The following is a 26767-nucleotide window of genomic DNA, read 5'->3' on the forward strand; positions in this document are numbered from 1 at the left end:
GACGCTGAGCGACGTGCCGCGATGAACCAGCAGATCCGCAATTCCCCTGAGACGAGGCAAGGCATCGAGCCGCGCCTCGACCCCGAAGGCCTGTTCGACCTGCGCTACAGGGCGTTCCTGGAGACGGTCTCGCATTTGCGCGTCCGTCTGCACCGCTATTGCGCGCGCATGACCGGCTCGGCCCTCGATGGCGAGGACATCATGCAGGAGGCGCTGTTCGAGGCCTATCGCAAGATCGGGCTGCTCGACGACACACAGGCGCTGCGGCCGTGGCTGTTCCGCATCGCACATAACAAGTGCATCGACTTCATCCGCACCCGCCGCACGCGGCTCAAGGCCGAAGCTGGCTATGCCAGCGATGAGATCGTGCTGCCGGTCGAACCCGCCGGTGCGGGCGCCGGCCGCGCCATCGAAAGGCTGGTGGTGCACCTGCCGCCGAAGGAGCGCGCCTGCGTGCTGCTCAAGGATGTCTTCGACCATTCGCTGGAGGAGATTGCCGGCTTGGTCGGTTCGACATCGGGGGGCGTCAAGTCGGCACTCAATCGCGGCCGGGCCAAGCTCGCCGCCTTGCCGGCGCAACCGGTCGCGGCGCCGGCGCACGATCCCGAACTGGAGCGGCTGCTTGGCCGCTATGTCGAGCTCTTCAATGCCAGGGACTGGGACGGGGTGCGGGCGCTGACCAGCGCCGACGCCCAGTTGCGGGTTTCGGACTGCTACAACGGCCTGCTCTCCGACTCGCCCTATTTCGTCGAGTATGAGCGCGGCGAGCCCTGGCGCATGCGGCCAGACACGATCGAAGGGGAGGCCGTGCTGGTCGTCGACAGGCTGCATGGCGAGGTCTGGCGGCCAGCCTATTTCGTGCGCGTCCACGCCGACGGCGGCGTCATCGACCGCATTGCCGACTATTATGCCTGTCCGTGGATCCTGGAGATGGTCTTCGGCGACGCGGAACGAGGCGGCGCTTTCCCTTCTCCACAAGGGGGGAAGGTAAGAAACGCTCACTTCGCATCGTGAAAAATGATGCCGACCGTGTGGCGCATGCCTGAGCGCAGGCGGCTGACGCCGTGGCGCAGGTTGACGCGGTAGTTGCCCTTCGTTCCCTGCACCGGCCGGTTGTGGACGGCGAAGGCCACGGCGTCACCCTGGCGCAAGGGCACCACCTCGACCCGGCTCTGCATGCGCGGCCGCTGTTCGGTCAGCACGAATTCGCCGCCGGTGAAATCCTTGCCCGGCTCGGAGAGCAGGATCGCCACCTGCAGGGGAAAGGCGAGGTCGCCATAGAGATCCTGGTGCAGGCAGTTGAAGTCGCCGGGGACATATTGCAGCAAAAGCGGCGTCGGCCTGACCTGGCCCGCGGCGTGGCACTGGTCGAGAAATTCGGCATGCGTGGCGGGGTAGCGCAGGGGGATCGCCATGCGCTCGTTCCAGCGGTTGGCGACCTCGGCCAGCCTGGGATAGAGCGCGCTGCGCAGGCCGCCGACGAGGTCGGGCAAGGGATAGCGGAAGTAGCGGTATTCGCCCTTGCCGAAACCGTGCCTGGCCATGTGGATGTGGCTGCGGAAATGCTCTTCCTTGATGTAGAGGCCGGCGATCTGCCGGCACTCCTCAGGCGAGAGCAGTTTTTGCATCACCGCGCAGCCGAAGCCGTCGAGCTCGGCGGCCAGCGCTGGCCAGTCGTAAATGGCGACGCGTGTTTCGGCGGCTTCCACCGCCGCTGTGGCAACCTTGGCATGGGCGTTCATATCGCGGCCTCCTTGTCGAGCAGAGCGCGCTTGCGTTCGATGCCCCAGCGGTAGCCCGACAGCGTGCCGTCGGCGCGGACCACGCGGTGGCAGGGAATGCCGAGCGCGATGGCGTTGGCGGCGCAGGCGGTCGCCACGGCGCGCGCGCCGTACGGCTGGCCAAGGCGCCGGGCAAGCGCGGTGTAGGTGATGGTGGCGCCGCAAGGGATGGCGCGCAGCACCTCCCACACCCTTTGCTGGAATGGCGTGCCGTGGCCTATGTCGAACGGCAGGTCGAGGCCGGCGCCCGGCGTTTCGATGAAGCGGGCAATCGCGGCGAGATCATCGTGGAGGGCACCCTTGTCTTCGACCAGCACCTTGCCGGGAAAGCGGTCGGCGAGGTCCTGCTCCAGCGCGTCGGCGTCCGAGCCGATCAGGATGGCGCAGACGCCGATCGCGCTGCGCGCCGCGAGGATCTTGCCGATCGCGGATTGGCCGACGGCGTAGGCGATGGCGTCGAGGGTGGCAGCGTTGCTGGTTGTCGCGGGCATGTGGGTTTGCATCGGGTTCATTGTCTTCACTCCTGTGTCTGTGGCTGAACCCTAGCTGTGTGCCTTGCGTCCCTCACTCCGATGCTTGCTTTCAAATTCAAATCTCGGGTTTTAGCCAGAATGGTGCAGAGGTAAGCACCCTACGGCGCCCCCCCTCTGTCCTGCCGGACATCTCCCCCACGGGTGGGGAGATTGGCAGCTTTGGCGCCACGCTCCTTGCTGCAACGTTGAAAATTGGCGAAGCCGTGATCACAGCCGATCTCCCCCCTCGTGGGGTAGATGTCCGGCAGGACAGAGGGGGGGGCGCCGTAGAGCGCTGATTTGGACTATTTCGCATTTCGCCGAGAATGTCAGGCAACGCGCGTGACGGACACCTCACCCAGCAGGAACACCTCCCCACTCAACAACCGCAGCTCAACCTCGCCACTCGCAGTGCGGCTCCATACTGCCTTACCATCATCGACCAGTTCGCCGATGGCGGCCAAGACCTGTGTCTTCGCGTCTATGGCAGCACCGTTGGCGATCTCGATGTTCGCACCGGCGGCGGAAGGCCTTGCCATCGTGCGCATCGCCGGTCGTCACGCCCGCGAAGACCGGTAGGCCCTGTCGGCGGCCTTCGCCGACCCGTGGGCCTCGCGGTCGAGCAGCGCGCGCTTGCGCTCGGCGCCCCAGGCGTAGCCGGACAGCGCGCCGTCCTTGCGGATCACGCGGTGGCAGGGAATCGCGACCGCATGGGCGTTGGCGGCGCAGGCGGCGGCGATGGCGCGGGTTGCCTTGGGAGCGCCGATGCGCTCGGCGATCTCTGCATAGGAAACCGTGTTGCCGACCGGTATGTCCTGCAAGGCCTGCCAGACGCGCTGCTGGAAGGCGGTGCCGCGCACGTCGAGCGGCAGGTCGAGGCCGAGCTGTGGGGCCTCGACGAAGCCGACGACGCGGGCGACCAGCGCCTCGTAGTCTTGGTCGCCGCCGATCAGCCGCGCCTTGGGGAAACGGTCCTGCAGGTCGCGCACCAGCGTGTCCGGATCGTCGCCGAGCAGGATCGAGGCGACGCCCTTGCGGCTCGACGCGACCAGTATGGCGCCGAGCGAGGTCTCGCCGACGGCAAAGCGTATGTCCTCATTGGCGCCGCCCGCACGATAGCGCGTCGGCGTCATGCCGAGCATGCCGGTGGATTTCTCGTAGAAGCGCCCGCTCGAATTGAAGCCGGCATCGTAGATCGCCACTGTGACGCTGGCGCCGTCTTCCAGGCCCTGGCGGACCCGGGCGGCACGGTGTGCGGCGGCATAGTCCTTCGGCGTCAGCCCGGTGATTGCCTTGAATACGCGGTGGAAATAGCCGGCGCTGCGGCCGGCGGCATCAGCCAGTTCAACGAGCGAGGGCTCTTCCTCGCTCTGTTCGATCCTGCGGCAGGCATCGGCGACCATCGCGGCATTGCCGGCCTCCAGCGAAGGGCCATCCGGGTTGCAGCGCCGGCAGGCGCGAAAGCCGGTCGCCTTCGCCTGAGCCAGCGTGTCGTGCAGTTGCACGTTGGCAGGGTTGGCGCGCCGCGACGGGCAGGAGGGCCGGCAGTAGACGCCGGTCGTCGCCACCGAATACCAGAATTGTCCGTCCGCCGATTTGTCGCGCGCCACGATGCGCGCCCAGCGCGGGTCGTCGGTGACCGGCAGCGGCGTGGATTTCAGGTCTTTGGCGAGAGTGATGAACATGCCGCATTGGAGCCGCTGGAAGCCGGCCCCGCCACCCGTTTCCTGCCAACAAAGAATATGACAAGATCGACCCGGAGGAGGTGCGATGGAAAACATTCGATCCCTTAAGACCGAAGCCGATTACGATTGGGCGATCGTCGAAATCACAAGATATTTCGATAACGAGCCGGAGGTCGGCTCGCTCGATGGTGACCGCTTCGATGTTCTCGCGACCCTGATCGAGACATATGAGAACAAGCGCTACCTGATTGAGGCATCCGATCCCGATGACGGGTCGCGTCCAGCCGGATTCAAAGACTCGCTGTAAGCCTTTGTTTTCGCGGCATGGACCGGTTCTCCTACGCTGCCCGCTTGGGCTCCACCGCGAACGGGCTGAGCCCGAGCCAGGTCTGCATTTTCTTGCCGATAGCCTGGTCGCCGGTCAGGGAAACCTTCGCGCCGGCCTTCTCGACGGTCAGCAACCCCATCCAGATTGCCGTCATCGTGTGCAGGTCCGTCGCGACGTAAAGGTCGACATCAAAGCCCGGATCGTACCAGCACAAATCGACCTCGCCGTGCTTTTCGACGATCAGCCACCATGAGCGTTTGGACGCCGGCAGATCCTGATACAGAAATTGTATCACCGTGCGTCCTTCAGGGAGCGGCGAGGGGTTCAGATTGCGCCGCATGTCCCACATCAGCAGCGACGGATCGAGGTTCTTGAGCGACAGCCGGGACTCGACCCATTTCTGCCCCCAGAACCCCATTGCTTCGACGACGGGGCGCAAATCGCGGCCCGCCTCGGTCAGCCGGTAGTCGAAGATGCCTTTCTCGCCCGGCACCTCCTTGCGCTCGACGATCCCCGCCAACTCGAGCTCCTTCAACCGTTGCGACAGAAGGGTCGGCGACATTTTGGGGACACCGCGGCGCAAATCGTTGAAGCGGGTCGAACCCGCCACCAATTCGCGCATCAGCACCATCGTCCAGCGGGTGCACAGCACCTCGGCGGCCATCGATAGCGGGCAGAACTGCTTGTATCCGTGCTGGGTCATGATCAGTGCTCCTCCCTCGAAGCTGGGCCGAACATTAGGCCCTCATGAATGAAGCGGCCAGTACGGAAACTGTACCACCCCAGTACAGATCGCGGACTGGTTGACGACTGCCATGCCATGCGAGCCCTTTGACCGGTTGCACGGGATACCCCTGTGCGCCGCAACCAGGAGACGACCATGACTGCCTACGTTATCGCGGACATCAAGATGAACGATCCGAAATGGGTGCCGGCCTACGCGGCCTCGGTGCACGACATCGTCCATAAGCATGGCGGCAAATATCTGTCGCGCAGCGGCAATGTGAAGACGCTTGAAGGCAAGCCGCTCGAGACCACGCTGATCGCCCTGATGGCGTTCCCGTCGGAAGCGGCGGCGCGCGCCTTCACCAACGATCCGGCCTATGCGCCTTTCGTTTCGGCGCGCCGGGGCGGCAGCGACAGCCGCTTCCAGCTGATCGACGATACCGATCTGGCCGGAACGATCCCGTATCTGCCGAAGGGATGATCCTCCCCGGCATTCCTCTCAGCGATTTCGGGATCTCCAAGCAACAACAGCCACAGCGCTTGCCTGCCGGGCCTCCGTATTTCCGGCGGCCGGCCAGCTGTGCTTTTTCAAGAAGAATGGAATGGACATGATGTCAAATCTTCGCAACAGGCTCGTCATGGCGGGGGCCATGCTGGCAGTCTGCGCCACCTTCGCACAGGCGCATCAGGAAGCGGCCAGCACCGAGACGGGTTCGAATCCGCTGGCCGAGAAGGTACGGGCGGCCAACAGCCGGTTCCTCGACGTCAAGGCGGCGACGGCCGAGGGCTACGCGCCCATTCCCTGCGCCAGCGGCATCAGCGGCGGCGCCATGGGCATCCACTACGTCAACGGCAAGTATCTGAAGGACGACAAGATCGACATCGCCCGTCCCGAGGCCGTGATGTACGAGCCGATGGCCGATGGTACGCTGACGCTGGTGGCGGTCGAATACATCACCTCGAAGGGGCCGGCGTCACTGGAAGGCCAGCTGTTCAACTTCAACAGCGCCCCCAATCGCTATGGCCTGGGTGAATTCTACGAGCTGCATGTCTGGGCCTGGAAGGGCAACCCGACCGGCACGTTCGCCGACATGAACCCGAAAGTGTCGTGCGAACACACGATGGCGCCGAGCCAGTAGCCGGCAAGGTCAGGCGGCGCCAATGCCGTCTGGCCTTCCGAAAGGCGGTGGGGTTGTTCGCCCGGCCTCAGCCAGGCCCGGTCATTGCGGCGCCGGTTCGGGCAGAGGCAGGCGCATCCCGATGGTGTCGCGGCTCGTCCGCGGCAGAACGAAACGGCCGGTCAGGTACCAGATCACGGACACGACAAGGATCGAAAGGTAGCCGTCCACGGCATAATGCCAGCCTGTGTAGACCGAGCCGAACAGGATGAGCGCCGCGAAAGACCAGCCGGCGACGGCCCAGCGGCGGCCGAAACCGCTCAGGAAGAACGCGTTGAGCGTGACGAAGGCGACATGCATGCTTGGCATGGCGGAGATGCCGCCGCCCAGATCGGGGCGGCCGCTTGTGTAGGCTGTGAGCAGATAGCTGGCATACATACGGACCGGCGCGGCGTAGCCGTTCCGCGCCAGGGCGGTCCGCAATCCGGCGAACCGGTCGCCGCCGTAGAACTGGTCGTGAAATATCGGGCCGGCGGAAGACAGCGCCATGGCCAGAACGGTGCCGCACAGGATCGTGGTCAGCGCGAGCGCCCAGAGATAACGCAGACGCGCTGCCGGGCTGTTCCAGAAGGCGACGAACAGCAAGGTGCCGAACCATTGCACGTGCCAGCCATATCCGTAGCCGATGAAGATGACAGCCGAAATGGATTCGGGAACGACGCGATGCGCCCATGTCCAGGGATCGGCGCCATGCAGCCCAACATCGAGCTCCACCAGCATGCGGTCGGCATAGAATGGCACGATGTCGGGGATGGCGATCTTGAAGGCGGTAAAGGCGGTTATGCCGAGAAAGGACAGGAGGATCACCGGTGCGGCGCCAAGCCAGCGCTGCCTGAGCATGTCGAGCATGAACCGTGTCGGGCTATGCCTGGCAAATGTCAGCGCCATGACGCCGAGGCCGGCGGCAAGAAGCGTCGGCAGGAAGAAGACGAATGGCTCCGCGTAGGATTGCGCCAGGTGCATATAGCGGCCCGGCTGCAGGCAAAGCGCGGCCAGGGAATAGGCCAGGCACAATGCGGTCAGCAGCCAGCCGCTCCTGGTCGCGGCGATGTCCAGGTCAAAAACGCCAAGCGGGCGGCGTTCGCCGTTCCGCTGCGCGGTGTGCGCACTCATTGAGGAAACCCGCCAACTGCCCAAGCATTAACAGGGGTATTTCGTCGATGAAGTATTACTATTCGATTACACTTTGGGGTGGATAAAAAATACAAATATTGAATGCCTATATTTCTTCCCTTTCCGTCAAGGATTCGTTGACGAAGATGTCATCGTTGAATGCAGAAGTAGTGTCTGCGCCGGAGCGGTTTCCAAACCCGAAAGGTTGTCGGGCTTCGGCCGCAGTCGAAGCGGGCCATCGCCTGGTCGGCGATGGCCCTGCGGATCAGGCGGCCCTGATCAGGCCGAGCTGGGTCAGCGCCGCGACGCCGTCGTCGAGGCCGATCTCCTCTACGATCCTGCCGTCGATCACCTTCAGCACCGTGGTGCCGGTGAAGCGCATGGCGCGGCCGGTGGCGGCGGGCAGCGAACCGGCGAGGAAATCGCCGAAAGCCGGGCCGGTATGCGTGCCGCCGCCCTCCCACTGGCCGACGACAAAATCGCCCTCGGCGATGAGATCGGCGGTGGCCCAGAAGTTGAGATCCGGGAAGGCGGCGCGGAAATCGGTCATGAAGGCCTTGATGTCGTCGCGGCCCCGGCGCGGCTCATGCAGCGAATATTTGAGCAGCATGTCGGGCGCGGCGATGTCGTCGACGACGGACAGATCGCAGGTTTCACCCCAGAAGTCGGTGAACCATCTGACGACGACGGCCTTGTTGTCTTCCTGTTTGGTCATTGGGAGCGTCCTTTCGTGTTTTGCTGGGGTCATCCGCGTACCAGTGTCGCTGATGACCTGAGCCATCCCTAGGACCATCGGGGGAGCGCAAAACTCCGGTTCTTGCCGGCCAATCGAAAGACGAGGCGCCACGAAATATTGCAAACGGGAAGGCATGCCTGCCGCGTCCCGGTAACTGTTTCTTCTCTGGTTTTGTCGCAGATTGCCCGCGGGTGGAGCAGGCGAAAACAGACGATGGCGCGTCAGGGCAAGAAAAGTCGCAATGGAGCGTTCTGGGCCAAGGCCCTGGAGCGGGCCCATCTTGGCGTCTGGGATTGGGATCTTCGCACCGGCGACTGCTTCTATTCGCTGACCTGGGCGCGAATGCTGGGCTACGAGGAAGATGAACTCGCCAACACCAGCGATCTGTGGCTGCAGCTCACCCATCCCGACGACCGCGAGCGGGCGCTGGCCAGCGGCGACCGCCACATTGCCGGGCTGACCGATGCCATCGAGACCGAACTTCGGCTGAAGCACAAGCAGGGCCACTGGGTGTCGGTGCTCGACCGCGGCGGCATCGTCGAACGCGGCGCCGATGGGCGGCCGCTGCGGCTGATGGGCGTGCAGACCGATATTTCGAAGCAGAAGGCGGCCGAGGCCGCGCTCGAACAGGTCACCATGCGCTTCCGCCTGGCACTCGCCGCCAGCGGCACCGGAATCTGGCACCACGACATCGCCACCCACAAGAGCTATTGGGATGCCCGCACCAGGGACATATTCGGGCTCGTTGCCGACACCGACGAGGTGACGGCCGACCTTTGGCACAGCTTTCTGCACCCCGACGACAAGGAAGCCACCGAGCAGGCGCATTTGCCGCCTCCGGGCTCGGACGCGGTCACCGCCTGGCAATACCGCATCATCAAGCGTGACGGTGAGATCCGCCATGTCGAATCGCTGGTGCGCTTCGTCGCAGCCGCGGGTGCCGCCGGCCAGGTCCTCGGCACGGTGCGCGACATCACCGAGGACAAGCTGCGCGAACAGGAGCTTGCGTTTGCCGCCCGCCACGATGCGCTGACCGGCCTGTGGAACCGCGCCGCCTTCGACAGGCTGCTGGCCGACCACATCGCCGCGGGCGTGCCGCTGGCGGTGTTCTACGTCGATCTCGACTACTTCAAGGCGCTCAACGACTTCGCCGGCCACGCCGCAGGCGATCTGGCGCTGAAGAGCGTGTCGGCGGGGATCAGCCGCTGCCTGCCGCCATCGGCGCATGCGGCGCGGCTCGGCGGCGACGAGTTCGCCCTGCTGGTGCCCCATTGCGACGCGGCGCAGGCCGAGCAACTGGCGGGGGCCATACTGGCGGCGGTCCGCGGCGCCGATCTCGGCCTTGCCGCGACCGCGCGGCGGCTCGCGGCAAGCATCGGCATCGCCATCGTCAACGACCGGGCGACGACGGTCGCCGACGCGCTGGCCTGCGCCGACGATGCCTGCTACGCGGCCAAGGCCGCCGGGCGCGATCGCTTCGCGGTGTTTTCGGCCGAGGCCGCCACCGGCGGCCTCAACGCGGCGCGGCTCGCCGCCGACACGGTCGACGCCATGGAGGACGGCCGGCTGAAACTGTTCGGCCAGGAGATCCACCGGCTGGGCCGGCCTTGGCAGGAGACCCGCCATGTCGAGGTGCTGGCGCGGCTCGCCGGACGCGGCGGCAAACTCATCCCGCCCAGCGAATTTATCCCGGCGGCGGAGCGCTTCGGCATCGCCGCCAGGCTCGATCGCTGGATCATCCGCACCGCGCTGTCGCGGCATGGCGCGGCGATGAAGTCCGGCGCGATCACGCTCGGCTTCAACCTGTCGGCGCAGACGCTGAGCGATCCCGGACTGTGGGATTTCGTCGACAGCATCATCGAGGAGACCGGGGCGCCGCATTCCGGCATCGGCTTCGAGATCACCGAAACCGCCGCCGTCACCAATTTCGACGCTGCCGAGACGTTCGTGCGCAAGGCGCGCGAGCGGCGCTGCAAGGTCAGCCTCGACGATTTCGGCGCCGGCATGAGCTCGTTCGAATATCTCAGGCGCTTTCCGGTCGATGCCATCAAGATCGACGGTTCCTTCATCGAGCACATCGCCGAGAGCCGCTTCGACCGCGAGATCGTCTCGGCCATATCAGGCATTGCCCGCAGCGTCGGCTGCGCCGTCGTGGCCGAGAAGATCGAGCAAGCCGAGACGCTCGACATCCTGCAGGCGATGGGCGTCGATTTCGGCCAGGGTTTCCTGCTGCACCGGCCCGAGCCGCTGGAGCAGATCGTCGCGCGCGCCACCGGGCCGGCAAGCGCGGCGCCGGCCCGCAAGGCGTCCTAGTCAGATTTGCCGCACCATCGCTTGCGGAAATTCCAGCACGCCGGTCTCGGGCCGCCTATGCTGGGCTTCCGCCACCGTCTCGATCAGGAGGTCGAGGGCCTCGCATGCCGAGCGGCTCGTCTCATCATTGCCGCGCAGATAATGATAAGCGCGTTCGAGATGGATGCGGGCGGCTGAAAAATCGCTGGTCAATGGTTCCCTCCATGATCCCGCCCTAATTTATCTTGGCCGCCCCGGCGGAATGTGGGGTAAATATCCACAGGCGGGTTTTATTCAAATACCGAGGAATCATGGCCGCGCTGTCAGGAGAGACAGCGCGCAACGCTTTGCCCTGCCTTGTCGTGCGTCTAGACTGCGGCCTCCCTTGTCCGAAGTGACATTGATGATCGTCCAGGCCTGCATCAACGGCGCGCGTCCGCGCGACTTTCACCCGAAGCTGCCGCTGACGGCGCAGGCCATGGCCAGCGATGCCGCTGCCTGCGTCGCGGCCGGTGCCGCCGAGCTGCACATCCATCCGCGCGGCGCCGATGGGCGTGAAAGCCTGACCGCCGTCGATGCGACGGTGCTGGCCGTGCGCCGGGCCTGCCCGGGCACGCTGGTCGGCGTGTCGACCGGCGCCTGGATCGAGAACGATGTCGCGCGCACCCGCGCGGCGGTCGCCGGCTGGCGCGAGTTGCCCGACTACGCCTCGGTCAATCTCTCCGAGGCCGACGCGCCCGCCGTGATGGATCTGCTGCGCCAGCGCGGCGTCGGCATCGAGGCCGGGCTCGCCACGATGGAAGACGCCGAGCGGTTCGTGGCGCTCACCGACCACGACCGGGTGCTGCGCATCCTGATCGAGATCGACATGCCGGACCTCGCCGCAGCACTTGACGAGGCAAGCGGCATCGCCGCCGTGCTCGAACGCGCCGAAATGCGGCGGCCGATCCTGCTGCATGGCGTCGACGCCACCGTCTGGCCGTTCGTCGAACTGGCGCGCCAAAAGCGCTGGTCGACGAGGGTCGGGCTGGAAGACGGCAAGACGCTGGCCGATGGAACCGTGGCCAAGGACAATGCGGAAATCGTCGCGGCTGCGGTGGCGGTTTGCCGCTCCGCGTCCGCCGGCTGAACCGCGGTCTGCCTCAGCTCTGCCGGTGGACCGGTGCTGTCCACGCGCGCAAGATGTGCTTCTGGATCTTGCCGGATGCGGTGCGCGGCAGCGTATCGGTGAGCAGGAACTCTTTCGGCACCTTGAAGCGGGCGATACGGGCGCCGCAATGGTTTGCCAGATCGGCCGGGTCGACCACGCATCCGGGTTTCACCACGATGAAGGCGCGCCCGACTTCGCCCCAGCGCGCGTCGGCGATGCCGATCACGGCGGCTTCGGCGATGCCGGGATGGTCGAGCAAGACGGTTTCGATTTCGACGGGATAGACGTTCTCGCCGCCCGAAATGAACATGTCCTTGCGGCGGTCGACGAGGGTGACGAAGCCTTCCTCGTCACGCCGCGCGATGTCGCCGGTGCGGAACCAGCCATCGGCGGCGAAGGCGCGCTCCGTCTCTTCCGGGCGGTTCCAGTAGCCGGGCGTGATCGAGGGGCCGGACAGCCATATCTCGCCGGGCTCGCCGGCCGCGACGTCGCGGCCATCGTCGTCGACGAGGCGCAGGCCGATCGTCGGCGCCGGCAGGCCGGCCGAGCCTGCCTTGCCGGCGATGCGGTCGGCCTCGACCGGCATGCCAAGCACCGTGCCTGCCTCGGTCATGCCGAAGCCGTCGGCCATGCGCACACCCTGGGCCAGCCACCAGCGGATGTCCGTGGCCGGATTTGGCGCGCCGCCGGTGAAAATGGCGGTGAGCGAGGTCCAGCGCGCCGGCGTGAAGTCGGGGTGTTCACGCAGCATCCTGGCCATCTGCGGCACGCAGAAATAATGGGTGACGCCAAGGGTGGGATCGGCGAGGCGGCGATTGGTGGCGCCGGCATCGAAGCCGGGCGAGATCAGCACGGCGCCACCCTGAAGCAGCGTCGGACGCAGGCTGGTGAGGAGGCCGATGACATGGAACATCGGCGCGTCGCAGAGGAAGATGCTGGCATTGCCGACCCGGCCCAGCACGCCGAAATTGACCGCCGTGGCAAAGGCATTGCGCTCGGTGACGATGACGCCCTTTGGCCGGCCCGACGTGCCCGATGTGTAGAGGATGATCGAGGGCGCATCGTCGGCGGGCAGGGGACGGCGCGGCGCCGGCGCCGCTGCCTCGACCGCCACCGCGAAGGCGGCGACATCGACAGGGATGCAGCGCCCGGGCAATGCCGCCTGCGGGACGGCGTCATGCAACAGCAGCGCCGGATCGCAATCGGCAAGGATCGCCTGCTGTTCGGCACTTGCAAGGCGCCAGTTGACCGGCACGAAGATGGCGCCGAGCCGCATTGAGGCCTGCTGCAGGATCAGGAGGTCGGCGCTGTTGCGGGCCAGCGTGGCGATCCGTTGCCCGGGCTTGACGCCGTAGCCGGTTTCGAGAACGCGCACAGTGCGCTGGATGGCCTCGTCAAGCGCGGCATAGGTCCAGCGCCGGCCGGAGGCCAGGTCGACGCAGCCAACACGGTTTGGCTGCGCGCCGGCATGCAGGGCCACCGGGTCTGAAGTCGTCAAGGCCGGCATGCGCATCTCCTCCCAGATTGCGTCGATGGCTCGCGTCGTTGGCTTGTCGCGTCATCTGGCCTTGTCGTAAGTGCCGAGGCCCGGCTTGTAGCTCTTCTCGTCGATGAACTGGCGGATGCCTTCCTTGCGGCCCTCATTGTCGTGCGAGTTGGCCGCCTCCTGGGCGCGGACCAGATAGTCCTCGGCATTGTCATAGGTCATTTCACCGACGCGGCGGATGGCGTCCTTGGTGGCCTTCAGCGCGATCGGGTTCTTCTTCAGAAGGATGTTGGCGACCTCGGTGACCCGCGCCTTCAACCGCGCCAGCGGCAGGCTTTCATTGACCAGCTTCCAGGCGGCGGCCTTCCTGCCATCGATGAGTTCGCCGGTCAGCGCGTGGTACATGGCATCGCGCATCGACAGCAGGTCGACCACCACCTTGGTGGCGCCGCCGCCGGGCAGGATGCCCCAGTTGATCTCGGACAGAGCGAACTGCGCCTGGTCGGCGGCAAAGGCGAGGTCGCAGGCGAAGAGCGGGCCATAGCCGCCGCCAAAACACCAGCCATTGACCATGGCGATGGTCGGCTTGCCGTACCAGCGCAGGCGCCGCCACCAGCCATAGGCTTCGGATTGCGCCTTGCGGATGGCGCCGAGCCCCTTGGCTTCGGTCTCGCGGAAATACTCCTTGAGGTCCATGCCCGCCGACCAGGCGCTGCCTTCGCCCGACAGCACGAGCACACCGACATCGGCGCGATACTCGAGTTCGTCGAGAACCTCCATCATGCGTCGGTTGAGCGCCGGGTTCATGCAATTGCGCTTGTCCGGTCGGTTGAAGCGCACCCAGGCGATGCCGTTCTCGACGTCAAAGGCCACGGTTTCGTCGGTCATGGTCGGTCTCCTCCCGCTCCATCACAGTCATGGGCAATTGCTATAGTCATGGAAATTGCTATGGAGCATAGCGATCTCAATTGCTATGTCGCATAGTCTTTTTCGCTTGACAAGAGCCGACGTCGCGGCGATCGGTTGGCATGGACGAAACCCAGCCTCACACCGGGCCAGAAATGATGCCCGACGACGCGCTCGATGCGCAGATCGGCTACAATCTCAAGCGGGCCTCTGCTTTCGCGCTCAATGATTTCGCGGTCGAACTGACCGAAGCGGGCCTGCGCCCGGTCACCTACGGCATGCTGGCGCTGATCGACGAGCGGCCTGGCATCCGCGCCGCGGAACTGTGCCGTCTTCTCGGCATGAAGAGTGCCAACATGGCGCCGCTGCTTGCCGAACTGGAAGAGCGCGGGCTGGTCGAGCGCGACGACCATGCCGAGGACAGGCGCGTGCGGATGCTGACCCTGACGCCGGCGGCCAGACAGGCCATGCCTGGCTGGCGGCGACAGGTTCGCCGGCACGAGGACAGGTTCCTGCAAAGGCTGACGAAGAAGGAGCGGGCGACGCTGCTGCGCCTGCTGCGCCTGATCTGGACGGAGGAAGGGTGAGGGCTAGTTGGCTTCCTCGTCCGGCGCGGAAAGCCGCAGCATCAGGGCGAGCAGTGCGATCACCGGCGGAACGATAAAACACCATACATTGGCGTAGGCATAGCCGAGGGCGGCGGCCGCGCAGCCGGCGGCGAAGACGGCGACCGCCGCCGCCATGCGCCGCAGGCGGGCAATGAGCGCCGGGCGAGCCTCCGGGGCCGTGCCGCCGACGAGGTCGGCGAGATCGATCATGATCTGGGTGGTGGTGCCGGTCATCAGCGTCGAGGGCGGGGCGGCCGCCAGGTGGACCCGGTGCACCGCGTTCTGGATCGCCATGGCGGCGACCAGCACCATGCCGGTTACGATGGCGGCCGCGCTGTCGCCGCTGGCAAAGGGGCCAAAGCGGATCGCCAACGCGGCGCCGATGACAAGCAGCGCCAGTTTGGTTCCTAACAGGACCCCGAGCGCCTGATGTCCGCGCCGGCGCAAATGCTCGCCGGCCAGCCGGGTCAGGATGACGACGATGCAGAACACCGGCAGCGCCAGCAGCTTTGCCAGAACGCCCGAAATGCCGAGCACAAGGGAAGCGCCGAGGGTGACGAAATTCCCCGTCACATGCGCGGTGAACAGGCCCTGCAGCGCCAGGAAGCCGGCCGTGTCGACATAGCCGCCATTGAGGCTCAGCAGCAGCGGCAGTGTGGGCTTCATGGCGCCGTCGCCGGAACCAGGAAGCGGTCGGGCGCCAGCGCCGCGGCGGTGACGCCGAGTGCCGTGACATCCTCCGGCAGGGGCTGGCCGCGCATCAGAGCCGCGCTCAGCCTGGCCAGGGTCAGCGACACCTGGAAACCATAGCCGCCCTGGCCGCCGAGCCAGAAGAAGCCGGGCAGGCGCGGGTCGAAGCCGGCGACCGGCGTGCGGTCCGGCGCGAAGGTGCGCAGGCCCGCCCATGGCGTCGACGGACGGCCGATGCGCATCGTCGTCGCCTGCTCGATGCGGTCGACGGCGATGGCGACATCGATATCTTCCGGCCAGGCGTCGCAAGGCTCGGAATCGGTCTCGTCGGCGAGCGAGCCGATCAGCCTGCCGGCGTCGGGCTTGAAGTAGAATTGTTCGTGCAAGTCGACCACCAGCGGCCAACTGGCGATGTCGGTGCCGGCGGGCGGATCGAACAGGAAGGCGGTGCGTCGCTTGGGCTGGAAGCCGAGGCCGGAAAGCCCCGCCAGGCCAGCGACGACATCGACCCAGGCGCCGGCGGCGTTGACGACGATGTCGGCTGGATAGACACCGGCGCTCGTTTCCACGCGCAGGCCGCCGCCGTCTTGCGAAATGGCGCGCACCTCCTCGCTGGTGCGGATTGTGCCGCCGCCGGCCTTCAGCGCCGAGGCGCAGGCCGCCAGCATCTTGCCGGTGTCGATATCCACGGCGTCCGGCTCATAGGCGCCGCCGCAAGTGGCTTCGGCGGCAATGGCGGGAACCAGCGCGTGGAGTTCGGCCGACGACAGGCGGCGCACGCTGGGCACCAGTGCCTGCAATTCATCGGCCAGCTTGTCGATCGCGGCGCCGTCGCCTTTCCAGCCGACATGCAGCGCGCCGCGCCGATGGGCGATGAAGCCGCCTTCGACGATTGCCTGCCGGCTGGCCAGCGTCAGCGCGCGCACCAGCCGGTTGCCGTAGGTCTCGGTGAACAAAGCGGCGGAGCGGCCGCTGGCGTGATAGCCAAGATGCGGCTCGCGCTCGAGGACGGTGACTTCAGCCCAATCCCGCAAGGCCGCCGCAAGCGACAGGCCGGCAATGCCACCACCGATGACGACGATTTTTTGGGGAGGATTCGACTGCATCCAGCAGTCGTAAAAATGATTTCGTATCCAGTCAAACGGCGCGACCTTCCCTCGGTCGTTTGCGCAGCCATTTCTTCCCGTTCCAAGGGGAGAATGGCCGGCAGGGCAGTGAGGGCAGCGCTGGCTCCGCTGATCGGCAACGTCCTCTACAAGGCCACAGCCCGCCCCAATCCTCGACGAACCGCCTCGCGATAAGCAAGGTCGGCCGCCACCAGGTCCTCCATGGCAACACCCATGGCCTTGTAGACGGTGATCTGGTCGGCGCTGGTCCTTCCCGGCCGCAGCCCAAGCAGCATCTCGCCAAGCTCGGTTCCGGTTTGCGGATCGATGCCATCGAGTTCGCAAGAGCCGACCGGGGTAGGGGCGAAGGCGTCCCTGGTCTCGACGAACAGGCTGGCCCGGCCGACAAGCTCGACCGGCAGTTCGCCCCCGGGCGGGGCGACGCCCACCGACGAGACATGCGTGCCGGGCCGCAGCCATTCGGTGGCGATCACCGGCTGGTAGGAATGCGTGGCCAGGCACACGACATCCGACGAGCGCACCGCGGCCTCCAGATCGCTGACGGCGACGACGCCCGGATGCAGCGCTGCCAGTGCCTGCGCGTCCGCGAACTCCTTCGAGGCGACGCGGATTTCGGCAAAATCCCGCACCAGCGGCAGAAGGTGCAAATGCTGACGGGCCTGCACGCCGGCGCCGACCACCGTCGCCACCCTGGCGTCGCGGCGGGCCAGTTCCCGCACCGAGAGCACGGCCGAGCCGGAGGTGCGCACGGCGGTGATATAGGTGCCGTCCATGACGCAGACCGGCATGCCCGTTTGCGGGTCGAACAGGTGGATGGTGGCGAGATGGCTGGGGATCGCGCGGGCGATGTTGCCTTCGAAGACGTTGACGATCTTCACCGTCAGATGCATGCCCGCCATCCAGGCCGGCATCGCCAGCGAATAGCCGGCTTGCGGAATGTCGAGCTGTGGCCGCGCCGGATTGACGATCTCGCCGCGGGACAATGCCTTGAAGCCCTCCGCCAACGCATCGAGAAGCCGGCGCAGGTCGATGCATGTTTTCACCTCGCCTTCGCTCAGGATGAGCACAGCTGTGTCGTCCTTGGTCTGAGCACTGCGGGTGGTCGGTGTGGCTGATATCATGGGATTTGCCTTTGGTCGGGTTGCGTTGCCCGCCAATGGTATTGCCACTCGACAGCGTGATGAAATATGCTGTTTTCGCGATTTTTGCGTGATAATCGCGCTATCCGTGGCCGGAAAGTGTGAATTCAAAAAATGGACGATCTCGACCGTATCGACCGCTCGCTGTTGCGCTTGCTGCAGGAGGATGGCCGTCGCACGACGCTCGATCTGGCCCGCCGCGTCGGCCTGTCGCCGACCGGGGCGGCGCAACGCATCAAGCGGCTGTTCGCCGAAGGCTTCATCCGGGCGGTGCGGGCCGTTCTCGACCCGGCCCGGATCGGGCAGGCACAACTCGTCTTCATCGAGGTGCGGCTCGATCACACGGCGCCGCATGTCTTCGACCGCTTCGCCGAGGCGGTTGTGCGGGCGCCCGAGATCATCGAATGCCACATGGTGGTCGGCGGCTTCGACTATCTGGTCAAGGCGCGCATCGCCGATATGGCGATGTTCCAGGATTTCCTGCAGCGGGTGATCCTGCCGCTGCCCGGCGTCAGGGAGACGCATACCTACGCCTCGATCGCCAATGTGAAGCCGGACGCGCTGCTTCCGATCTAGGACGCGGACTCGCTAGCGCCGAGCCGTAGCCTGGACGCTAGACGCCCGAAAGCAGACGTACCGAATTTGGTCCAGCCGGCGGCGCGCGACCTCACAGCTCAGATGGCCAGCCCGATCGCTCGGCTCGACGCAAAGACGATTTTACGATCAGGCGATGGAAAGGCGCAATTCCCGCGATATAGGCCCGCCCTCCCAAATGATTGAAGGTCACGACCGTTGTTGCGACAAGTCGACGGCGCAAAGCGGACTCTTCAACCAAAACGGACAAACGGAAGTCGAGATGGCGATCGTCCTCGCCAAGAATAATCTCGTGACGCCGCCGATCGTAGACCCGAAAGAAATCGATCCTGTCGGTCGCAACGTCATCGCGCAACGCAGACGATGTCTTGAGACCAAACCCCGCAACCAAAGTGTCCCTTAGAGCTATTAGCCAGCCAACCCACCGCGCCTGACCCATAAGCATGTGGGCGGCGAGGCGCTCGGCGTCGCCGGTCGCATTGCTTGGCAGATCGATCGCGAATGCGTCAGCGAAGCCTGCCTCGGCGTAGAGCGGCCTAAGCGCGGAATGTTGCGGCAAATCGACTCGAGCAACGCGCGTCAAAGATGTTCCGCCCCGGACTGAATGGAAGCGAAGAGGTGGTGCGTTCCAATAGCACGAAAGGGCTCTCCATCAAACGTGTCGAGGAACTTCTGCTGATGACCCTTCCGCGACCTCGGGCAACGTCCGCTCTTCCGCAGCTTGGGGGTGAGCGGACATAAGTCGGCAAGCCGCTTGATGAGTACACGCCCTAGACCAGCGGCCGTTCCCCCGCATCCAGCAGCCATTGCCGCACGGCCTGTGTCGGTTCGGGATGGCGCTGCTTTCTCGGCATGACGACATAAAAATCCTGCGTGCCGCGCATATCGCCGCTGACCGGCTGGACCAGGCGGCCGGCGGCGAGATCGGCTGCGACGAGGAAGCGGCTGGCCAGCGCTATGCCCTGGCCGGCGATGGCCGCGTCGATGGCGAGGCTGGTCTGGTTGAAGCGCATGCGCTTGAGCTCGGCCGTCATCTTCAGGCCGACCGCCTTTTCCATGAATTCCGGCCACAGATTGTGCGCGTCGTGCAGCAGCACGTGATGCTGGATTTCGGCCGCCGGGATTTCGGCGGTCCCGATAGGCAGCAGAGCCGGGCTGCAGATTGCGATGATCTGCTGGGGAAACAACAGGTCGACGATCAGGCCGGCGCCGAAGGGCGGGCGGCCTTGCCGCACCGCGACGTCGACGCCGTCGGCCTGGAAGCTCGACAGGCTCTCGCTGGCCAGCACGCGCAGGTCGACCAGCGGATTGTCGGCCATGAAATCCTGCAGCCTGGGGATCAGCCATTTGGTGGCGAAACTCGGCGTCACGCTGATCGTCAGACGTGCCGGTTCGGGGCGCAACAGCTGGGTTGCCTCCGAGATCAGGTCGAAGGCGCGGCGGATGTTGGGCACATAGGCGCGGCCCTGATCGGTCAGCGCCAGGCCGCGCGGCAGCCGCTCGAACAGTTTCGTGCCGAGATGGGTCTCCAGGCCGCGAATGTGCTGGGCTACCGCACCTTGCGTGACGTTCAACTCCTCGGCGGCGATGCGGAAGTTGAGATGGCGCGCCGAGGCCTCGAAGGCGCGCAGCGCATTCAGCGGCGGCAGGCTGAGGAAGGCTTCGGGCATGCAGGAGTTTTTCTACTGGTTGATTTCAGGCATTCTGGTTCGAACCGGGTGACAAAACCAGTTATATCACCGTCCAAATACCGAAAACACCGGTTGCGGTGCCTGCCAACCCTGAGAGGAAAATCCGATGAGTGTAGAAAAAGTGGCTGTTGTCGTGGCCGGCGGCAGCGGCATGGGGGCTGCGGCGGCCAAGCGCCTGGCGGCGGATGGGTTCAAGATCGCCATTCTCTCCTCCTCGGGCAAGGGCGAGGCCCTGGCCAAGGAGTTGGGCGGGCTCGGCGTCACCGGCTCCAACCAGTCGAATGACGATCTGCAGCGCCTCGCCGACCTGACGCTGGAGCGCTTTGGCCGCATCGACGTGCTGGTCAACAGCGGCGGCCATGGGCCGCGCGCGCCGATCCTGGAGATCACGGACGAGCAGTGGCGCACCGGCATGGATGTCTATCTGATGAACGTCATCCGGCCGGTGCGCATCATGGCGCCGCACATGATCAAGCAGAAGGGCGGCGCCATCATCAACATCTCGACGGCCTGGGTGGCCGAGCCGAACGCGATGTTCCCGACGTCCGCCGTTTTCCGCGCCGGAGTGACCGCCTACACCAAGATCTTCGCCAACACTTACGCACCGGACAATGTGCGCATGAACAATGTGCTGCCGGGCTGGATCGACAGCCTGCCGGCCACCGAAGAACGCCGCGACAACGTGCCGATGCAGCGCTACGGCACATCAGAGGAGGTCGCCGCGACGATTGCGTTCCTGGCTTCGGAGGGGGCGGGCTATATCACCGGCCAGAACATCCGCGTGGATGGGGGTGTTATCCGGGCGCTGTGAAGCTTCGGAGCTCGCCACTCTCGCGGCCCATGCGCAATTCTTTCAATCATTTCTTGAAATCGGTACCAGCCATTTCATGGTTTGATGCTTCCTGCCAAGAGGGGAGACGTCATTGACCGACTTCATCGGATTGCCGAAAGCCGAAGTGCACATCCACATCGAGGGCTGCTTCGAGGCCGACGATGTGATCGCGAACTGCCAGCAAGCCGGCATTCCGCTACGCGCGCCGCGCGACAGGCTGTTCGAAGCCCATGACCTCAAGAGCTTCCTCGAAATGCTCGACTGGTTGTGCGGGACTTTTCGTACCCGCGAGCAGCTCGCCACCACGGCCTACAAGTTCGCGCAGCGCATGGGCCGGAGCGGCGTGCGCTACGCCGACGTCATCGTCAACCCGACGCACTGGCCGCACTGGCATAAGGACATTGCGGGGATGATCGACGCGTTCGATGCGGGTTTCGCGGCCGCCGAACAGGATGGTCACCCGCCGGTCGGGCTTTGCGTCAGCCTGCTGCGCACCCAGTCGGCGGCGGAATCACTCGAGCTGGTGGCGTTGCTGAGCAGGATCAGGCACAGGCGCGTCGTCGCCCTGTCGATCGACGGCAACGAAGCGGCCGCCGGCCGCACCGGCCCGCGCTTCGCCGAGGCGTTTCGCCGTGCCGGCGCGGCGGGTTTGCGGCGCACCGTTCATGCCGGCGAGTCGAGCGGCCCGGAAGGGGTTCGCGACGCCATCGAATTGCTGGGCGCCGACCGCATCGACCATGGGGTGCGGGCGATCGAGGACCCGGAACTCGTCGACTTGCTGGCGCGCAAACAGATCCCCCTGGGCATCTGTCCGGTCTCCAATCTGGCGCTCGGCGTCTACCCCTCGCTTGCACAACATCCGATCGATGCCTTACGCAAGGCCGGCGTCCCGGTTTCGATCAACACCGACGACCCGTCGCTGCTCGACACCACGCTCGAAGCCTCCTACGCCGCCTGCGCCGAGACCTTCGGCTGGGACGACGAAACGATCCGCCATCTCGCCGCGACATCGGTGCAGGCGAGCTACGCCGATCCGGCGCTGAAGGCGCGGATCCTGACCGATCTGGCGGCCTGGCGGAGGTAGCGGCCGCTGCCGATTTTCGCCATCATGCCGTCTGGCTGATTACGCGGTCAGGGCTTCCGGCTGGTCGAATAGCGCATGAAGCTCGGACACCGGCATAGGGCGGCCAAAATACCAGCCCTGGACATCCGTGCAGCCATTCTCCTTGACCAGCCTGTACTGGTCCTCTGTCTCGACGCCTTCGGCGGTCGTCGTCATGCCAAGCGTGGTGCCGAGTTCGGCGACGGCCTTGACGATCGCCCGGCTTTCGCTGCTCTCGCACATCAGGCTGACGAAGCTGCGGTCGATCTTGATGCGGTTGAACGGGAACGACCTGAGATAGCTCAGCGAGGAGTAGCCGGTGCCGAAATCGTCCATGGCTATGGAGATGCCGAGGTCGCGCAGACTGTACAGCGTGTTCAGCGTGTTTTCGTTGTTCGCCAACAGCACCGACTCGGTGATCTCCAGTTCGAGCCGTGACGGCAGCAGGCCTGAAGCCGCGAGCGCCGCGGCAACCTGAAGCGACAGCCCCTGCTGCTTGAACTGGGCCGGCGAAAGATTGACCGCGACCTTGACGGGCAGGGGCCATTTCACGGCGTCGGCGCAGGCACGCCGCATGATCCACTCGCCAAGCGCGTCGATGGCGCCTGTCTCCTCGGCCAATTGGATGAACTCCGACGGCGGCAGCAGGCCGAGGCGCGGATGGTTCCATCTTACCAGCGCTTCGAAGCCGGTGAGCTGCGAGGTCTTTGCGTCGTGCAGCGGTTGATAATGCAGGACGAACTGTTCTTTCTTCACGCCGAGCGCCAGTTCGGACTCGAGTTGGCGCCGCTCCTGCAGCCTTGCGTCCATTCCCGGCTCGAACGACCTGCAGGTCCCGCGCCCCTCCATCTTGGCCTTGTACAAGGCAAGGTCGGCATTGCGGATAAGGGTTTCCGAACTTTGCCCGTCGTCGGGGAAGACGGCGATGCCGATGCTGCCGCCGATGTTGATCTTGTGGCCCTGGATGGAGAATTCGTCGGACAAGGCATGAATGACACGGCTTGCCAGCACGCCGGCCTCGTCGTCGCCGTCGAGCAGGAGCTGAAGGATGACGAACTCGTCCCCGCCAATTCTGGCGACCATGGCGGTTTCGCCGGCATGGTGTTTCAACCGCTTCGCCACCGCGCCGAGAAGCTCATCGCCGACCGGATGGCCGAGCGTGTCGTTGACCGGCTTGAAACGGTCGAGATCGACGCAATGGACGGCCAGCTTCTCGTCGTCCCTGAGGCTTCGCAATGCCTCGTCCATCGTGTCGGCCAGGAGGCCTCGGTTGGGCAGGCCGGTGAGAATGTCATGCGTGGCCAGGTGCTGGATCTGGGCGGTGCGCTGCTCGACCCGACGCTCAAGGGTCTCGGCGGCCTCGACCTGCATCGTCATCGTGCGCCCGATAGCGTACCAGCATGCCAGCGCCAGCAGCGTGACCAACGCGACGGCCGCATAACCGGCCAGTTCGAATTCCCGTACGGACTGGACGTCCATGTTGTTGTCGAACCGGCTGTTGGGGAAACCGGCCCAAAGACGCCACGCGCTCCTGGGATCGTTGAGCGAGAGCGGGATGACTTCGGAATAGATCAGATTGGGGTCGGCCGCCGTGAAGGCCCGTGAATCCGCCGCCAGGGCCGTCGACATCTTGTGCTGGTCGGATTCAAAACCGTAGCCTGAATTGACGATGACGTAGTCGCTGCCAGGCAACAGTTTCCGCAGCGCCGAGGTGAGCATGATCGCCGAGACGGAGCCGCGCAGGCTGCCATCCTGGCCGAAGACCGGGACCGAAAGGATGAAGCCTGAGCGATCGGCGTCATTGCCGGTATGGATGAAATCGGTGTTGTCGCAGGTGATGAGCTCCTTCGTGCCGATGATCGGCACGTTCAACCCGTCGATGGCGCTCGAATTCGGATAGTTCGTCTTTAGCCAGGCGAGCTGTTTGGCCAGCTCATGGTATTCGTAGGTCTCGATCTCCTCCGGCGGGCGGGTCAGTGCATTCTCGTTCAGCTTCGCCTGTTTGTCGCTGCCGGCGGCATCGGATCTCGCCTTGGCGTTCACGATCAACTGGTCGAACTGGAGGATCGGCTCCTCGAGCTTGCCGGTCGCGGCATCGAAGCGGTCCGGGCTGAAATCCACCGGCAGGAAGTAAACCTCGGAAATGGAGACGTTGTTGGCGAGGTTGTTGTAGATCTGCTGGATCGTCGCGCGGCCCTCATCGCCAAGGTTCGTGCCATGCCGGTCGAGGTTGCGCACGCTCGGCAGATAGCTCAAGGTGCGCACATTCTCGTAGACGGCCCGCAAGGCGTCTTCGACGGTCTTGGCCGTCGCTCTGGAAGCTGCCTGGGAGTTCTCGACATAGCGCTCCTTGGCCAGCGCGAAGTTTCGCTGGGCATCGATATGCAACGCCGCCAGCGTCGCCGCCCCGGTCAACAGGATCACAACAAATCCGGCCGCTCGCCTGAATGCGTTCATCTGCGTCCCACCATCGAGTGACGAGGAATACCGCAAGGCGGTTTAGGAAGCGCTAATGGGATGTGTCTTTCTTTACCGGTCCCAGGCGTTGCGGCGCATCGGATCCGGTAGATCGAGGCACCTTCTTTTCACCGGCGAACAGGCCAAACCGGTTAGGGCGGTTCAGTTCGCTGGCCCCGCCTGCTGGTCGGCGTCGGTAAGCGTGCCCAGGAAGGCGACGATGTCGTCGATTTCGGCGTCGTTGAGCGCCGGTTTGTCGCCGGGCTTTTTGCCGTTGAAGGGTGGATCCTGATTCAAGTTTCCCCAGTAAGCCTTTGGCAGGTCGTCATATTTCCTGACCGTGCCGTCGGCATTCCTGGGATACCAATGGCCCGGATCGGTGTCGCGGCTGGCATAGAAGGCGACCGCGTCGCGCAGCGTGTGCAAGGCGCCATTGTGGAAGAAGCTCTTGCGCAGCGCGACGTTGCGCAGGGTCGGCGTCTTGAACAGGCCGCAATACTCAGTCCGTCCCTTGAAATCGGTGCGCAGCGGGCCGCACAGGCCGAGATCGGCATAGGCGGGGTCGGCATTGGCGGGAAGCGCCGCGTTGCGCGGCACGGCGATAGCGATCAGGCCGAAATCGGTGAATTGCGGCGGCTCGCCGTCATTGGCCGGTTCGCTCAAGTGGCAACTGGCGCAATTGCCCTTGGTCTCGTCCTCGAACAGCGCGCGGCCGCGCAATTCCTGCGCCGTCAGCTCAGCCTTGCCGGCGAGGAAGGCGTCGTAGCGGCTGGAATAGGGGTAGAAGTCAGCAGCGCTCTGCTCGAACGTGCCGAGCGCCTCGGCGGCGGCGTCGAAGGCATCGCTCGCGTGGTCGAACACGTCGTCGCCGAAGGCCGCCTTGAACTCATCGGCATAGGCGGCCTTGCGCAAGGCGGCGGCGACGGCGGCCTCATCCTTGTTAGCCATCTCGAAGGGCGAGAGCAGGGGGATTTTCGCCTGGTCCTTGCCATGGTCGGCGCGGCCGTCCCAGGTCAGGCCGCCGGTCGGACCATTGTCGACGCTCTCGTCGCCCTCGTCCTCGGAATCGTAGAAATGCTCGGTGAAAGAGGGCGCCGCCTGGAGATAGCGCAGCGACGGCACGGCGCGCACGCCCGGTCGGTCGAGGTTTAGACCGCCCATCTCGACCGGATCTGCCGACGCCGGACCGAAGGCGTGGCGCGGGTCATGACAGGACGAGCAGGCCTGCTTGCCCGAAGCCGAGAGAGCGGGATCGAAGAACATTTTGCGGCCAAGGGCGGTCAGCGCTTGCGCCCGGGCAAAAGCGTCGGCGCGCGATAGGGGGCCGGGTTGGACGCTGCCGGTTCCGGCGCGAACAAGAGTTGCCGGCAAAGCGATGGCAAAGCCGAACAACGATGCGGCAGCGGCCGCGATCATCAGGCGTTTGCCTCGTCCTGTCGTCATGCGTTCCAGGTCCATTTCGCTCAGCAGTTAGGTTCGCACTGCGACGGATTGATGACTGGTTCGGCGCTTACGAAACCGTGTTCGCGCGGATCAGTTCGCGGCCGATCGGCTTCGGCGTCTCGCTGCGCAGCACCAGTGCCGTGGTGACCGCGCCATGGCGCGCGACGGCGTCGACGATGGTTTCAAGGTGGGCGGGCGAGGGCACGACCACTTTCAGGATGAAGCAATCCTCGCCGGTCAGCCGGTGCACCTCGGTAATCTCGGGCATTTCGGCGAACTGCTTCAGGCAAGGGCGGATGTGCTCATGCGTGGTGCGCACGCGGATGATGGCCATCATGCCGAGGCCAAGGGCGGCCGGGTCGATCACCGCGGTGTAGCCGGCAATGACGCCGCGCTCCTCCAGCCGCTTGACCCGCTCGGAGGTGGCCGGCTGCGACAGGCCGACCCGCCGGCCGAGTTCCGATATGCCGATGCGGCCATTCTCCTGCATGGCCTCGATGATGGCGATGTCGGTCGGGTCGAGCGGCGCGCGCTCATCGCTGGTCCTCATGGTGTCACTTTGAATCCATCGGTAAGGACATGATTTTTCCGATGATTTCCCATTCCCGGTGCCAGCGCAAGAGGTCACCATGCACCGATGATCGATAGGAGCAAGGCGACATGCCGCATTTCATCATCCTGCCGGGGAGCGGCGGTTCCGGCCCGGCGCATTGGCAATCGCGGTGGGAAGACGCCAATCCGGCGATGCGGCGCTTCCGGCCCTCAAGCTGGGCCCTGCCCGATTTCACCGACTGGCTGGCGGCTCTGGAGGCCGCGGTGATCGCCGCGCCCGAGCCGCCGGTGCTGGTCGCGCACAGCCTGTCCTGCCTGCTTATCGCGCACTGGCAGAAGATTTCGCAAAGGCCCGTGAAGGCGGCCTTGCTGGTCGGCGTTCCCGATCCGGCGTCGGCGGTCTTTCCCGAATACGGTATGGCTTTCGCCAAACTTCCCGAGGGCAAGCTGCGCTTTGCCTCGCTTGTGGTGACCAGCACCAACGACCCCTATGGTTCGGCGGAGTATGCCGAGGCGCGGGCGACGCAATGGGGCAGCCGCCTGGCCGTGATCGGGCCGTTCGGCCACATCAATGCCGAAAGCGGCCTGGGCGACTGGCCGGAAGGTTTTGCGCTTCTCGACGGGCTGGTGTCCTAGGCT

General features: G+C 65.3%; 29 protein-coding genes. 11 read left to right on the plus strand and 18 right to left on the minus strand.

Going from position 1 to position 26767, the window contains the following annotated elements; translation table 11 throughout:
• The first annotated feature begins 21 nt into the window (after positions 1–21).
• Positions 22–1014, plus strand: coding sequence for a sigma-70 family RNA polymerase sigma factor (locus JG747_RS16035; RefSeq protein ID WP_019859365.1), 993 nt, complete (start codon positions 22–24; stop codon positions 1012–1014).
• Here JG747_RS16035 and JG747_RS16040 read toward each other — a convergent pair.
• The 4 genes from JG747_RS16040 to ada form a co-directional block, all read right to left on the minus strand.
• Positions 999–1742: a 2OG-Fe(II) oxygenase gene (locus tag JG747_RS16040; RefSeq protein ID WP_019859364.1), complete on the minus strand. Its 744-nt coding sequence runs from the start codon at positions 1740–1742 to the stop codon at positions 999–1001. The genes JG747_RS16035 and JG747_RS16040 overlap by 16 nt on opposite strands.
• Positions 1739–2293, minus strand: coding sequence for a methylated-DNA--[protein]-cysteine S-methyltransferase (locus tag JG747_RS16045; protein WP_019859363.1), 555 nt, complete (start codon positions 2291–2293; stop codon positions 1739–1741). Before JG747_RS16045 ends, JG747_RS16040 begins: the two co-directional genes overlap by 4 nt.
• A 329-nt stretch (positions 2294–2622) precedes the next feature.
• Positions 2623–2841, minus strand: coding sequence for a hypothetical protein (locus JG747_RS16050; RefSeq protein WP_019859362.1), 219 nt, complete (start codon positions 2839–2841; stop codon positions 2623–2625).
• Positions 2842–2850: 9 nt separating this feature from the next.
• Positions 2851–3978 carry a bifunctional DNA-binding transcriptional regulator/O6-methylguanine-DNA methyltransferase Ada gene (ada, locus tag JG747_RS16055; RefSeq protein WP_019859361.1) on the minus strand — a complete coding sequence of 376 codons (1128 nt, stop codon included), beginning with the start codon at positions 3976–3978 and terminating at the stop codon, positions 2851–2853.
• Between the two features lie 85 nt (positions 3979–4063).
• Between ada and JG747_RS16060 the strand changes: the two genes are divergently transcribed.
• A complete protein-coding gene (locus JG747_RS16060) occupies positions 4064–4285 on the plus strand; it encodes an XRE family transcriptional regulator (protein WP_019859360.1) in 222 nt (73 codons plus the stop codon).
• 31 nt (positions 4286–4316) lie between these two features.
• On the opposite strand, the gene JG747_RS16065 is transcribed toward JG747_RS16060, so the two are convergent.
• A complete protein-coding gene (locus tag JG747_RS16065; protein WP_019859358.1) occupies positions 4317–5009 on the minus strand; it encodes a winged helix-turn-helix transcriptional regulator in 693 nt (230 codons plus the stop codon).
• Between the two features lie 177 nt (positions 5010–5186).
• Between JG747_RS16065 and JG747_RS16070 the strand changes: the two genes are divergently transcribed.
• Together JG747_RS16070 and JG747_RS16075 are read left to right on the plus strand one after the other, a co-directional pair.
• Positions 5187–5513 carry a DUF1330 domain-containing protein gene (locus tag JG747_RS16070; RefSeq protein ID WP_027047064.1) on the plus strand — a complete coding sequence of 109 codons (327 nt, stop codon included), beginning with the start codon at positions 5187–5189 and terminating at the stop codon, positions 5511–5513.
• Between the two features lie 121 nt (positions 5514–5634).
• Positions 5635–6171, plus strand: a complete 537-nt coding sequence (locus JG747_RS16075; RefSeq protein WP_202362189.1) for a hypothetical protein — start codon at positions 5635–5637, stop codon at positions 6169–6171.
• Positions 6172–6252: 81 nt separating this feature from the next.
• Here the strand turns inward: JG747_RS16075 and JG747_RS16080 are convergent, their stop codons facing one another.
• Both JG747_RS16080 and JG747_RS16085 read right to left on the minus strand, forming a co-directional pair.
• The gene (locus JG747_RS16080) at positions 6253–7323 is read right to left on the minus strand and encodes a phosphatase PAP2 family protein (RefSeq protein WP_019859356.1); all 1071 of its coding nucleotides are present in this window, start codon (positions 7321–7323) and stop codon (positions 6253–6255) included.
• Positions 7324–7588: 265 nt separating this feature from the next.
• Positions 7589–8038 (minus strand): ester cyclase, encoded by a 450-nt coding sequence (locus JG747_RS16085; RefSeq protein WP_027047062.1) that lies wholly within the window; start codon positions 8036–8038, stop codon positions 7589–7591.
• A 234-nt stretch (positions 8039–8272) separates the two neighbouring features.
• Here JG747_RS16085 and JG747_RS16090 point away from each other — a divergent pair, with 234 nt between their 5' ends.
• Positions 8273–10372 (plus strand): EAL domain-containing protein, encoded by a 2100-nt coding sequence (locus JG747_RS16090; RefSeq protein WP_202362190.1) that lies wholly within the window; start codon positions 8273–8275, stop codon positions 10370–10372.
• Here JG747_RS16090 and JG747_RS16095 read toward each other — a convergent pair whose 3' ends face one another.
• Complete coding sequence (locus JG747_RS16095) at positions 10373–10564, minus strand: hypothetical protein (RefSeq protein ID WP_019859353.1); 192 nt, start codon at positions 10562–10564, stop codon at positions 10373–10375.
• 190 nt (positions 10565–10754) lie between these two features.
• Between JG747_RS16095 and JG747_RS16100 the strand changes: the two genes are divergently transcribed.
• Positions 10755–11480, plus strand: a complete 726-nt coding sequence (locus tag JG747_RS16100; protein WP_202362297.1) for a 3-keto-5-aminohexanoate cleavage protein — start codon at positions 10755–10757, stop codon at positions 11478–11480.
• Between the two features lie 13 nt (positions 11481–11493).
• On the opposite strand, the gene JG747_RS16105 is transcribed toward JG747_RS16100, so the two are convergent.
• Positions 11494–13008, minus strand: a complete 1515-nt coding sequence (locus JG747_RS16105; RefSeq protein ID WP_244748410.1) for an AMP-binding protein — start codon at positions 13006–13008, stop codon at positions 11494–11496.
• 51 nt (positions 13009–13059) lie between these two features.
• A complete protein-coding gene (locus JG747_RS16110) occupies positions 13060–13875 on the minus strand; it encodes a p-hydroxycinnamoyl CoA hydratase/lyase (protein ID WP_202362192.1) in 816 nt (271 codons plus the stop codon).
• Positions 13876–14015: 140 nt separating this feature from the next.
• On the opposite strand from JG747_RS16110, the gene JG747_RS16115 reads away from it, so the two are divergent.
• On the plus strand, positions 14016–14480 hold the full coding sequence (locus tag JG747_RS16115; RefSeq protein ID WP_202362193.1) for a MarR family winged helix-turn-helix transcriptional regulator: 465 nt from the start codon (positions 14016–14018) through the stop codon (positions 14478–14480).
• Positions 14481–14483: 3 nt separating this feature from the next.
• Here the strand turns inward: JG747_RS16115 and JG747_RS16120 are convergent, their stop codons facing one another.
• From JG747_RS16120 to JG747_RS16130, 3 genes are all read right to left on the minus strand, one after another.
• Positions 14484–15167, minus strand: coding sequence for a YoaK family protein (locus tag JG747_RS16120; protein ID WP_069092588.1), 684 nt, complete (start codon positions 15165–15167; stop codon positions 14484–14486).
• A complete protein-coding gene (locus JG747_RS16125) occupies positions 15164–16297 on the minus strand; it encodes an NAD(P)/FAD-dependent oxidoreductase (protein WP_202362194.1) in 1134 nt (377 codons plus the stop codon). The genes JG747_RS16120 and JG747_RS16125 overlap by 4 nt, the downstream gene beginning before the upstream one ends.
• A 146-nt stretch (positions 16298–16443) precedes the next feature.
• Positions 16444–17439, minus strand: a complete 996-nt coding sequence (locus JG747_RS16130; RefSeq protein WP_202362195.1) for an ornithine cyclodeaminase family protein — start codon at positions 17437–17439, stop codon at positions 16444–16446.
• 132 nt (positions 17440–17571) lie between these two features.
• Between JG747_RS16130 and JG747_RS16135 the strand changes: the two genes are divergently transcribed.
• Entirely contained in the window at positions 17572–18033 is a 462-nt protein-coding gene (locus JG747_RS16135) for an Lrp/AsnC ligand binding domain-containing protein (protein ID WP_019859344.1), read from the plus strand.
• A 91-nt stretch (positions 18034–18124) separates the two neighbouring features.
• On the opposite strand, the gene JG747_RS16140 is transcribed toward JG747_RS16135, so the two are convergent.
• Positions 18125–18634, minus strand: a complete 510-nt coding sequence (locus JG747_RS16140) for a DUF2867 domain-containing protein (protein WP_064981809.1) — start codon at positions 18632–18634, stop codon at positions 18125–18127.
• Between the two features lie 187 nt (positions 18635–18821).
• Positions 18822–19721: a transcriptional regulator GcvA gene (gene gcvA, locus JG747_RS16145; protein ID WP_202362196.1), complete on the minus strand. Its 900-nt coding sequence runs from the start codon at positions 19719–19721 to the stop codon at positions 18822–18824.
• 127 nt (positions 19722–19848) lie between these two features.
• Between gcvA and JG747_RS16150 the strand changes: the two genes are divergently transcribed.
• Positions 19849–20553 carry an SDR family oxidoreductase gene (locus JG747_RS16150; RefSeq protein WP_202362197.1) on the plus strand — a complete coding sequence of 235 codons (705 nt, stop codon included), beginning with the start codon at positions 19849–19851 and terminating at the stop codon, positions 20551–20553.
• 112 nt (positions 20554–20665) lie between these two features.
• Positions 20666–21658, plus strand: a complete 993-nt coding sequence (gene add / locus JG747_RS16155) for an adenosine deaminase (RefSeq protein WP_019859340.1) — start codon at positions 20666–20668, stop codon at positions 21656–21658.
• Positions 21659–21697: 39 nt separating this feature from the next.
• Here add and JG747_RS16160 read toward each other — a convergent pair whose 3' ends face one another.
• From JG747_RS16160 to JG747_RS16170, 3 genes are all read right to left on the minus strand, one after another.
• On the minus strand, positions 21698–24133 hold the full coding sequence (locus tag JG747_RS16160) for a putative bifunctional diguanylate cyclase/phosphodiesterase (RefSeq protein ID WP_202362198.1): 2436 nt from the start codon (positions 24131–24133) through the stop codon (positions 21698–21700).
• 162 nt (positions 24134–24295) lie between these two features.
• Positions 24296–25576 carry a cytochrome-c peroxidase gene (locus tag JG747_RS16165; RefSeq protein WP_202362199.1) on the minus strand — a complete coding sequence of 427 codons (1281 nt, stop codon included), beginning with the start codon at positions 25574–25576 and terminating at the stop codon, positions 24296–24298.
• A 67-nt stretch (positions 25577–25643) separates the two neighbouring features.
• A complete protein-coding gene (locus JG747_RS16170) occupies positions 25644–26126 on the minus strand; it encodes an Lrp/AsnC family transcriptional regulator (protein WP_019859338.1) in 483 nt (160 codons plus the stop codon).
• Between the two features lie 110 nt (positions 26127–26236).
• On the opposite strand from JG747_RS16170, the gene JG747_RS16175 reads away from it, so the two are divergent.
• Entirely contained in the window at positions 26237–26764 is a 528-nt protein-coding gene (locus JG747_RS16175) for an RBBP9/YdeN family alpha/beta hydrolase (protein ID WP_202362200.1), read from the plus strand.
• Positions 26765–26767 lie beyond the last annotated feature (3 nt).

This window comes from Mesorhizobium sp. 131-3-5, assembly GCF_016756575.1.
GTDB classification, from domain to species: domain Bacteria; phylum Pseudomonadota; class Alphaproteobacteria; order Rhizobiales; family Rhizobiaceae; genus Mesorhizobium; species Mesorhizobium jarvisii.

Coding starts and splice junctions, on each gene's coding strand:
- JG747_RS16035 (WP_019859365.1), top strand. CDS start 22: ATGAACCAGCAGATCCGCAATTCCCCTGAGACGAGGCAAGGCATCGAG.
- JG747_RS16040 (WP_019859364.1), bottom strand. CDS start 1,742: ATGAACGCCCATGCCAAGGTTGCCACAGCGGCGGTGGAAGCCGCCGAA.
- JG747_RS16045 (WP_019859363.1), bottom strand. CDS start 2,293: ATGAACCCGATGCAAACCCACATGCCCGCGACAACCAGCAACGCTGCC.
- JG747_RS16050 (WP_019859362.1), bottom strand. CDS start 2,841: ATGCGCACGATGGCAAGGCCTTCCGCCGCCGGTGCGAACATCGAGATC.
- ada (WP_019859361.1), bottom strand. CDS start 3,978: ATGTTCATCACTCTCGCCAAAGACCTGAAATCCACGCCGCTGCCGGTC.
- JG747_RS16060 (WP_019859360.1), top strand. CDS start 4,064: ATGGAAAACATTCGATCCCTTAAGACCGAAGCCGATTACGATTGGGCG.
- JG747_RS16065 (WP_019859358.1), bottom strand. CDS start 5,009: ATGACCCAGCACGGATACAAGCAGTTCTGCCCGCTATCGATGGCCGCC.
- JG747_RS16070 (WP_027047064.1), top strand. CDS start 5,187: ATGACTGCCTACGTTATCGCGGACATCAAGATGAACGATCCGAAATGG.
- JG747_RS16075 (WP_202362189.1), top strand. CDS start 5,635: ATGGACATGATGTCAAATCTTCGCAACAGGCTCGTCATGGCGGGGGCC.
- JG747_RS16080 (WP_019859356.1), bottom strand. CDS start 7,323: ATGAGTGCGCACACCGCGCAGCGGAACGGCGAACGCCGCCCGCTTGGC.
- JG747_RS16085 (WP_027047062.1), bottom strand. CDS start 8,038: ATGACCAAACAGGAAGACAACAAGGCCGTCGTCGTCAGATGGTTCACC.
- JG747_RS16090 (WP_202362190.1), top strand. CDS start 8,273: ATGGCGCGTCAGGGCAAGAAAAGTCGCAATGGAGCGTTCTGGGCCAAG.
- JG747_RS16100 (WP_202362297.1), top strand. CDS start 10,755: ATGATCGTCCAGGCCTGCATCAACGGCGCGCGTCCGCGCGACTTTCAC.
- JG747_RS16105 (WP_244748410.1), bottom strand. CDS start 13,008: ATGCCGGCCTTGACGACTTCAGACCCGGTGGCCCTGCATGCCGGCGCG.
- JG747_RS16110 (WP_202362192.1), bottom strand. CDS start 13,875: ATGACCGACGAAACCGTGGCCTTTGACGTCGAGAACGGCATCGCCTGG.
- JG747_RS16115 (WP_202362193.1), top strand. CDS start 14,016: ATGGACGAAACCCAGCCTCACACCGGGCCAGAAATGATGCCCGACGAC.
- JG747_RS16120 (WP_069092588.1), bottom strand. CDS start 15,167: ATGAAGCCCACACTGCCGCTGCTGCTGAGCCTCAATGGCGGCTATGTC.
- JG747_RS16125 (WP_202362194.1), bottom strand. CDS start 16,297: ATGCAGTCGAATCCTCCCCAAAAAATCGTCGTCATCGGTGGTGGCATT.
- JG747_RS16130 (WP_202362195.1), bottom strand. CDS start 17,439: ATGATATCAGCCACACCGACCACCCGCAGTGCTCAGACCAAGGACGAC.
- JG747_RS16135 (WP_019859344.1), top strand. CDS start 17,572: ATGGACGATCTCGACCGTATCGACCGCTCGCTGTTGCGCTTGCTGCAG.
- gcvA (WP_202362196.1), bottom strand. CDS start 19,721: ATGCCCGAAGCCTTCCTCAGCCTGCCGCCGCTGAATGCGCTGCGCGCC.
- JG747_RS16150 (WP_202362197.1), top strand. CDS start 19,849: ATGAGTGTAGAAAAAGTGGCTGTTGTCGTGGCCGGCGGCAGCGGCATG.
- JG747_RS16160 (WP_202362198.1), bottom strand. CDS start 24,133: ATGAACGCATTCAGGCGAGCGGCCGGATTTGTTGTGATCCTGTTGACC.
- JG747_RS16165 (WP_202362199.1), bottom strand. CDS start 25,576: ATGACGACAGGACGAGGCAAACGCCTGATGATCGCGGCCGCTGCCGCA.
- JG747_RS16170 (WP_019859338.1), bottom strand. CDS start 26,126: ATGAGGACCAGCGATGAGCGCGCGCCGCTCGACCCGACCGACATCGCC.
- JG747_RS16175 (WP_202362200.1), top strand. CDS start 26,237: ATGCCGCATTTCATCATCCTGCCGGGGAGCGGCGGTTCCGGCCCGGCG.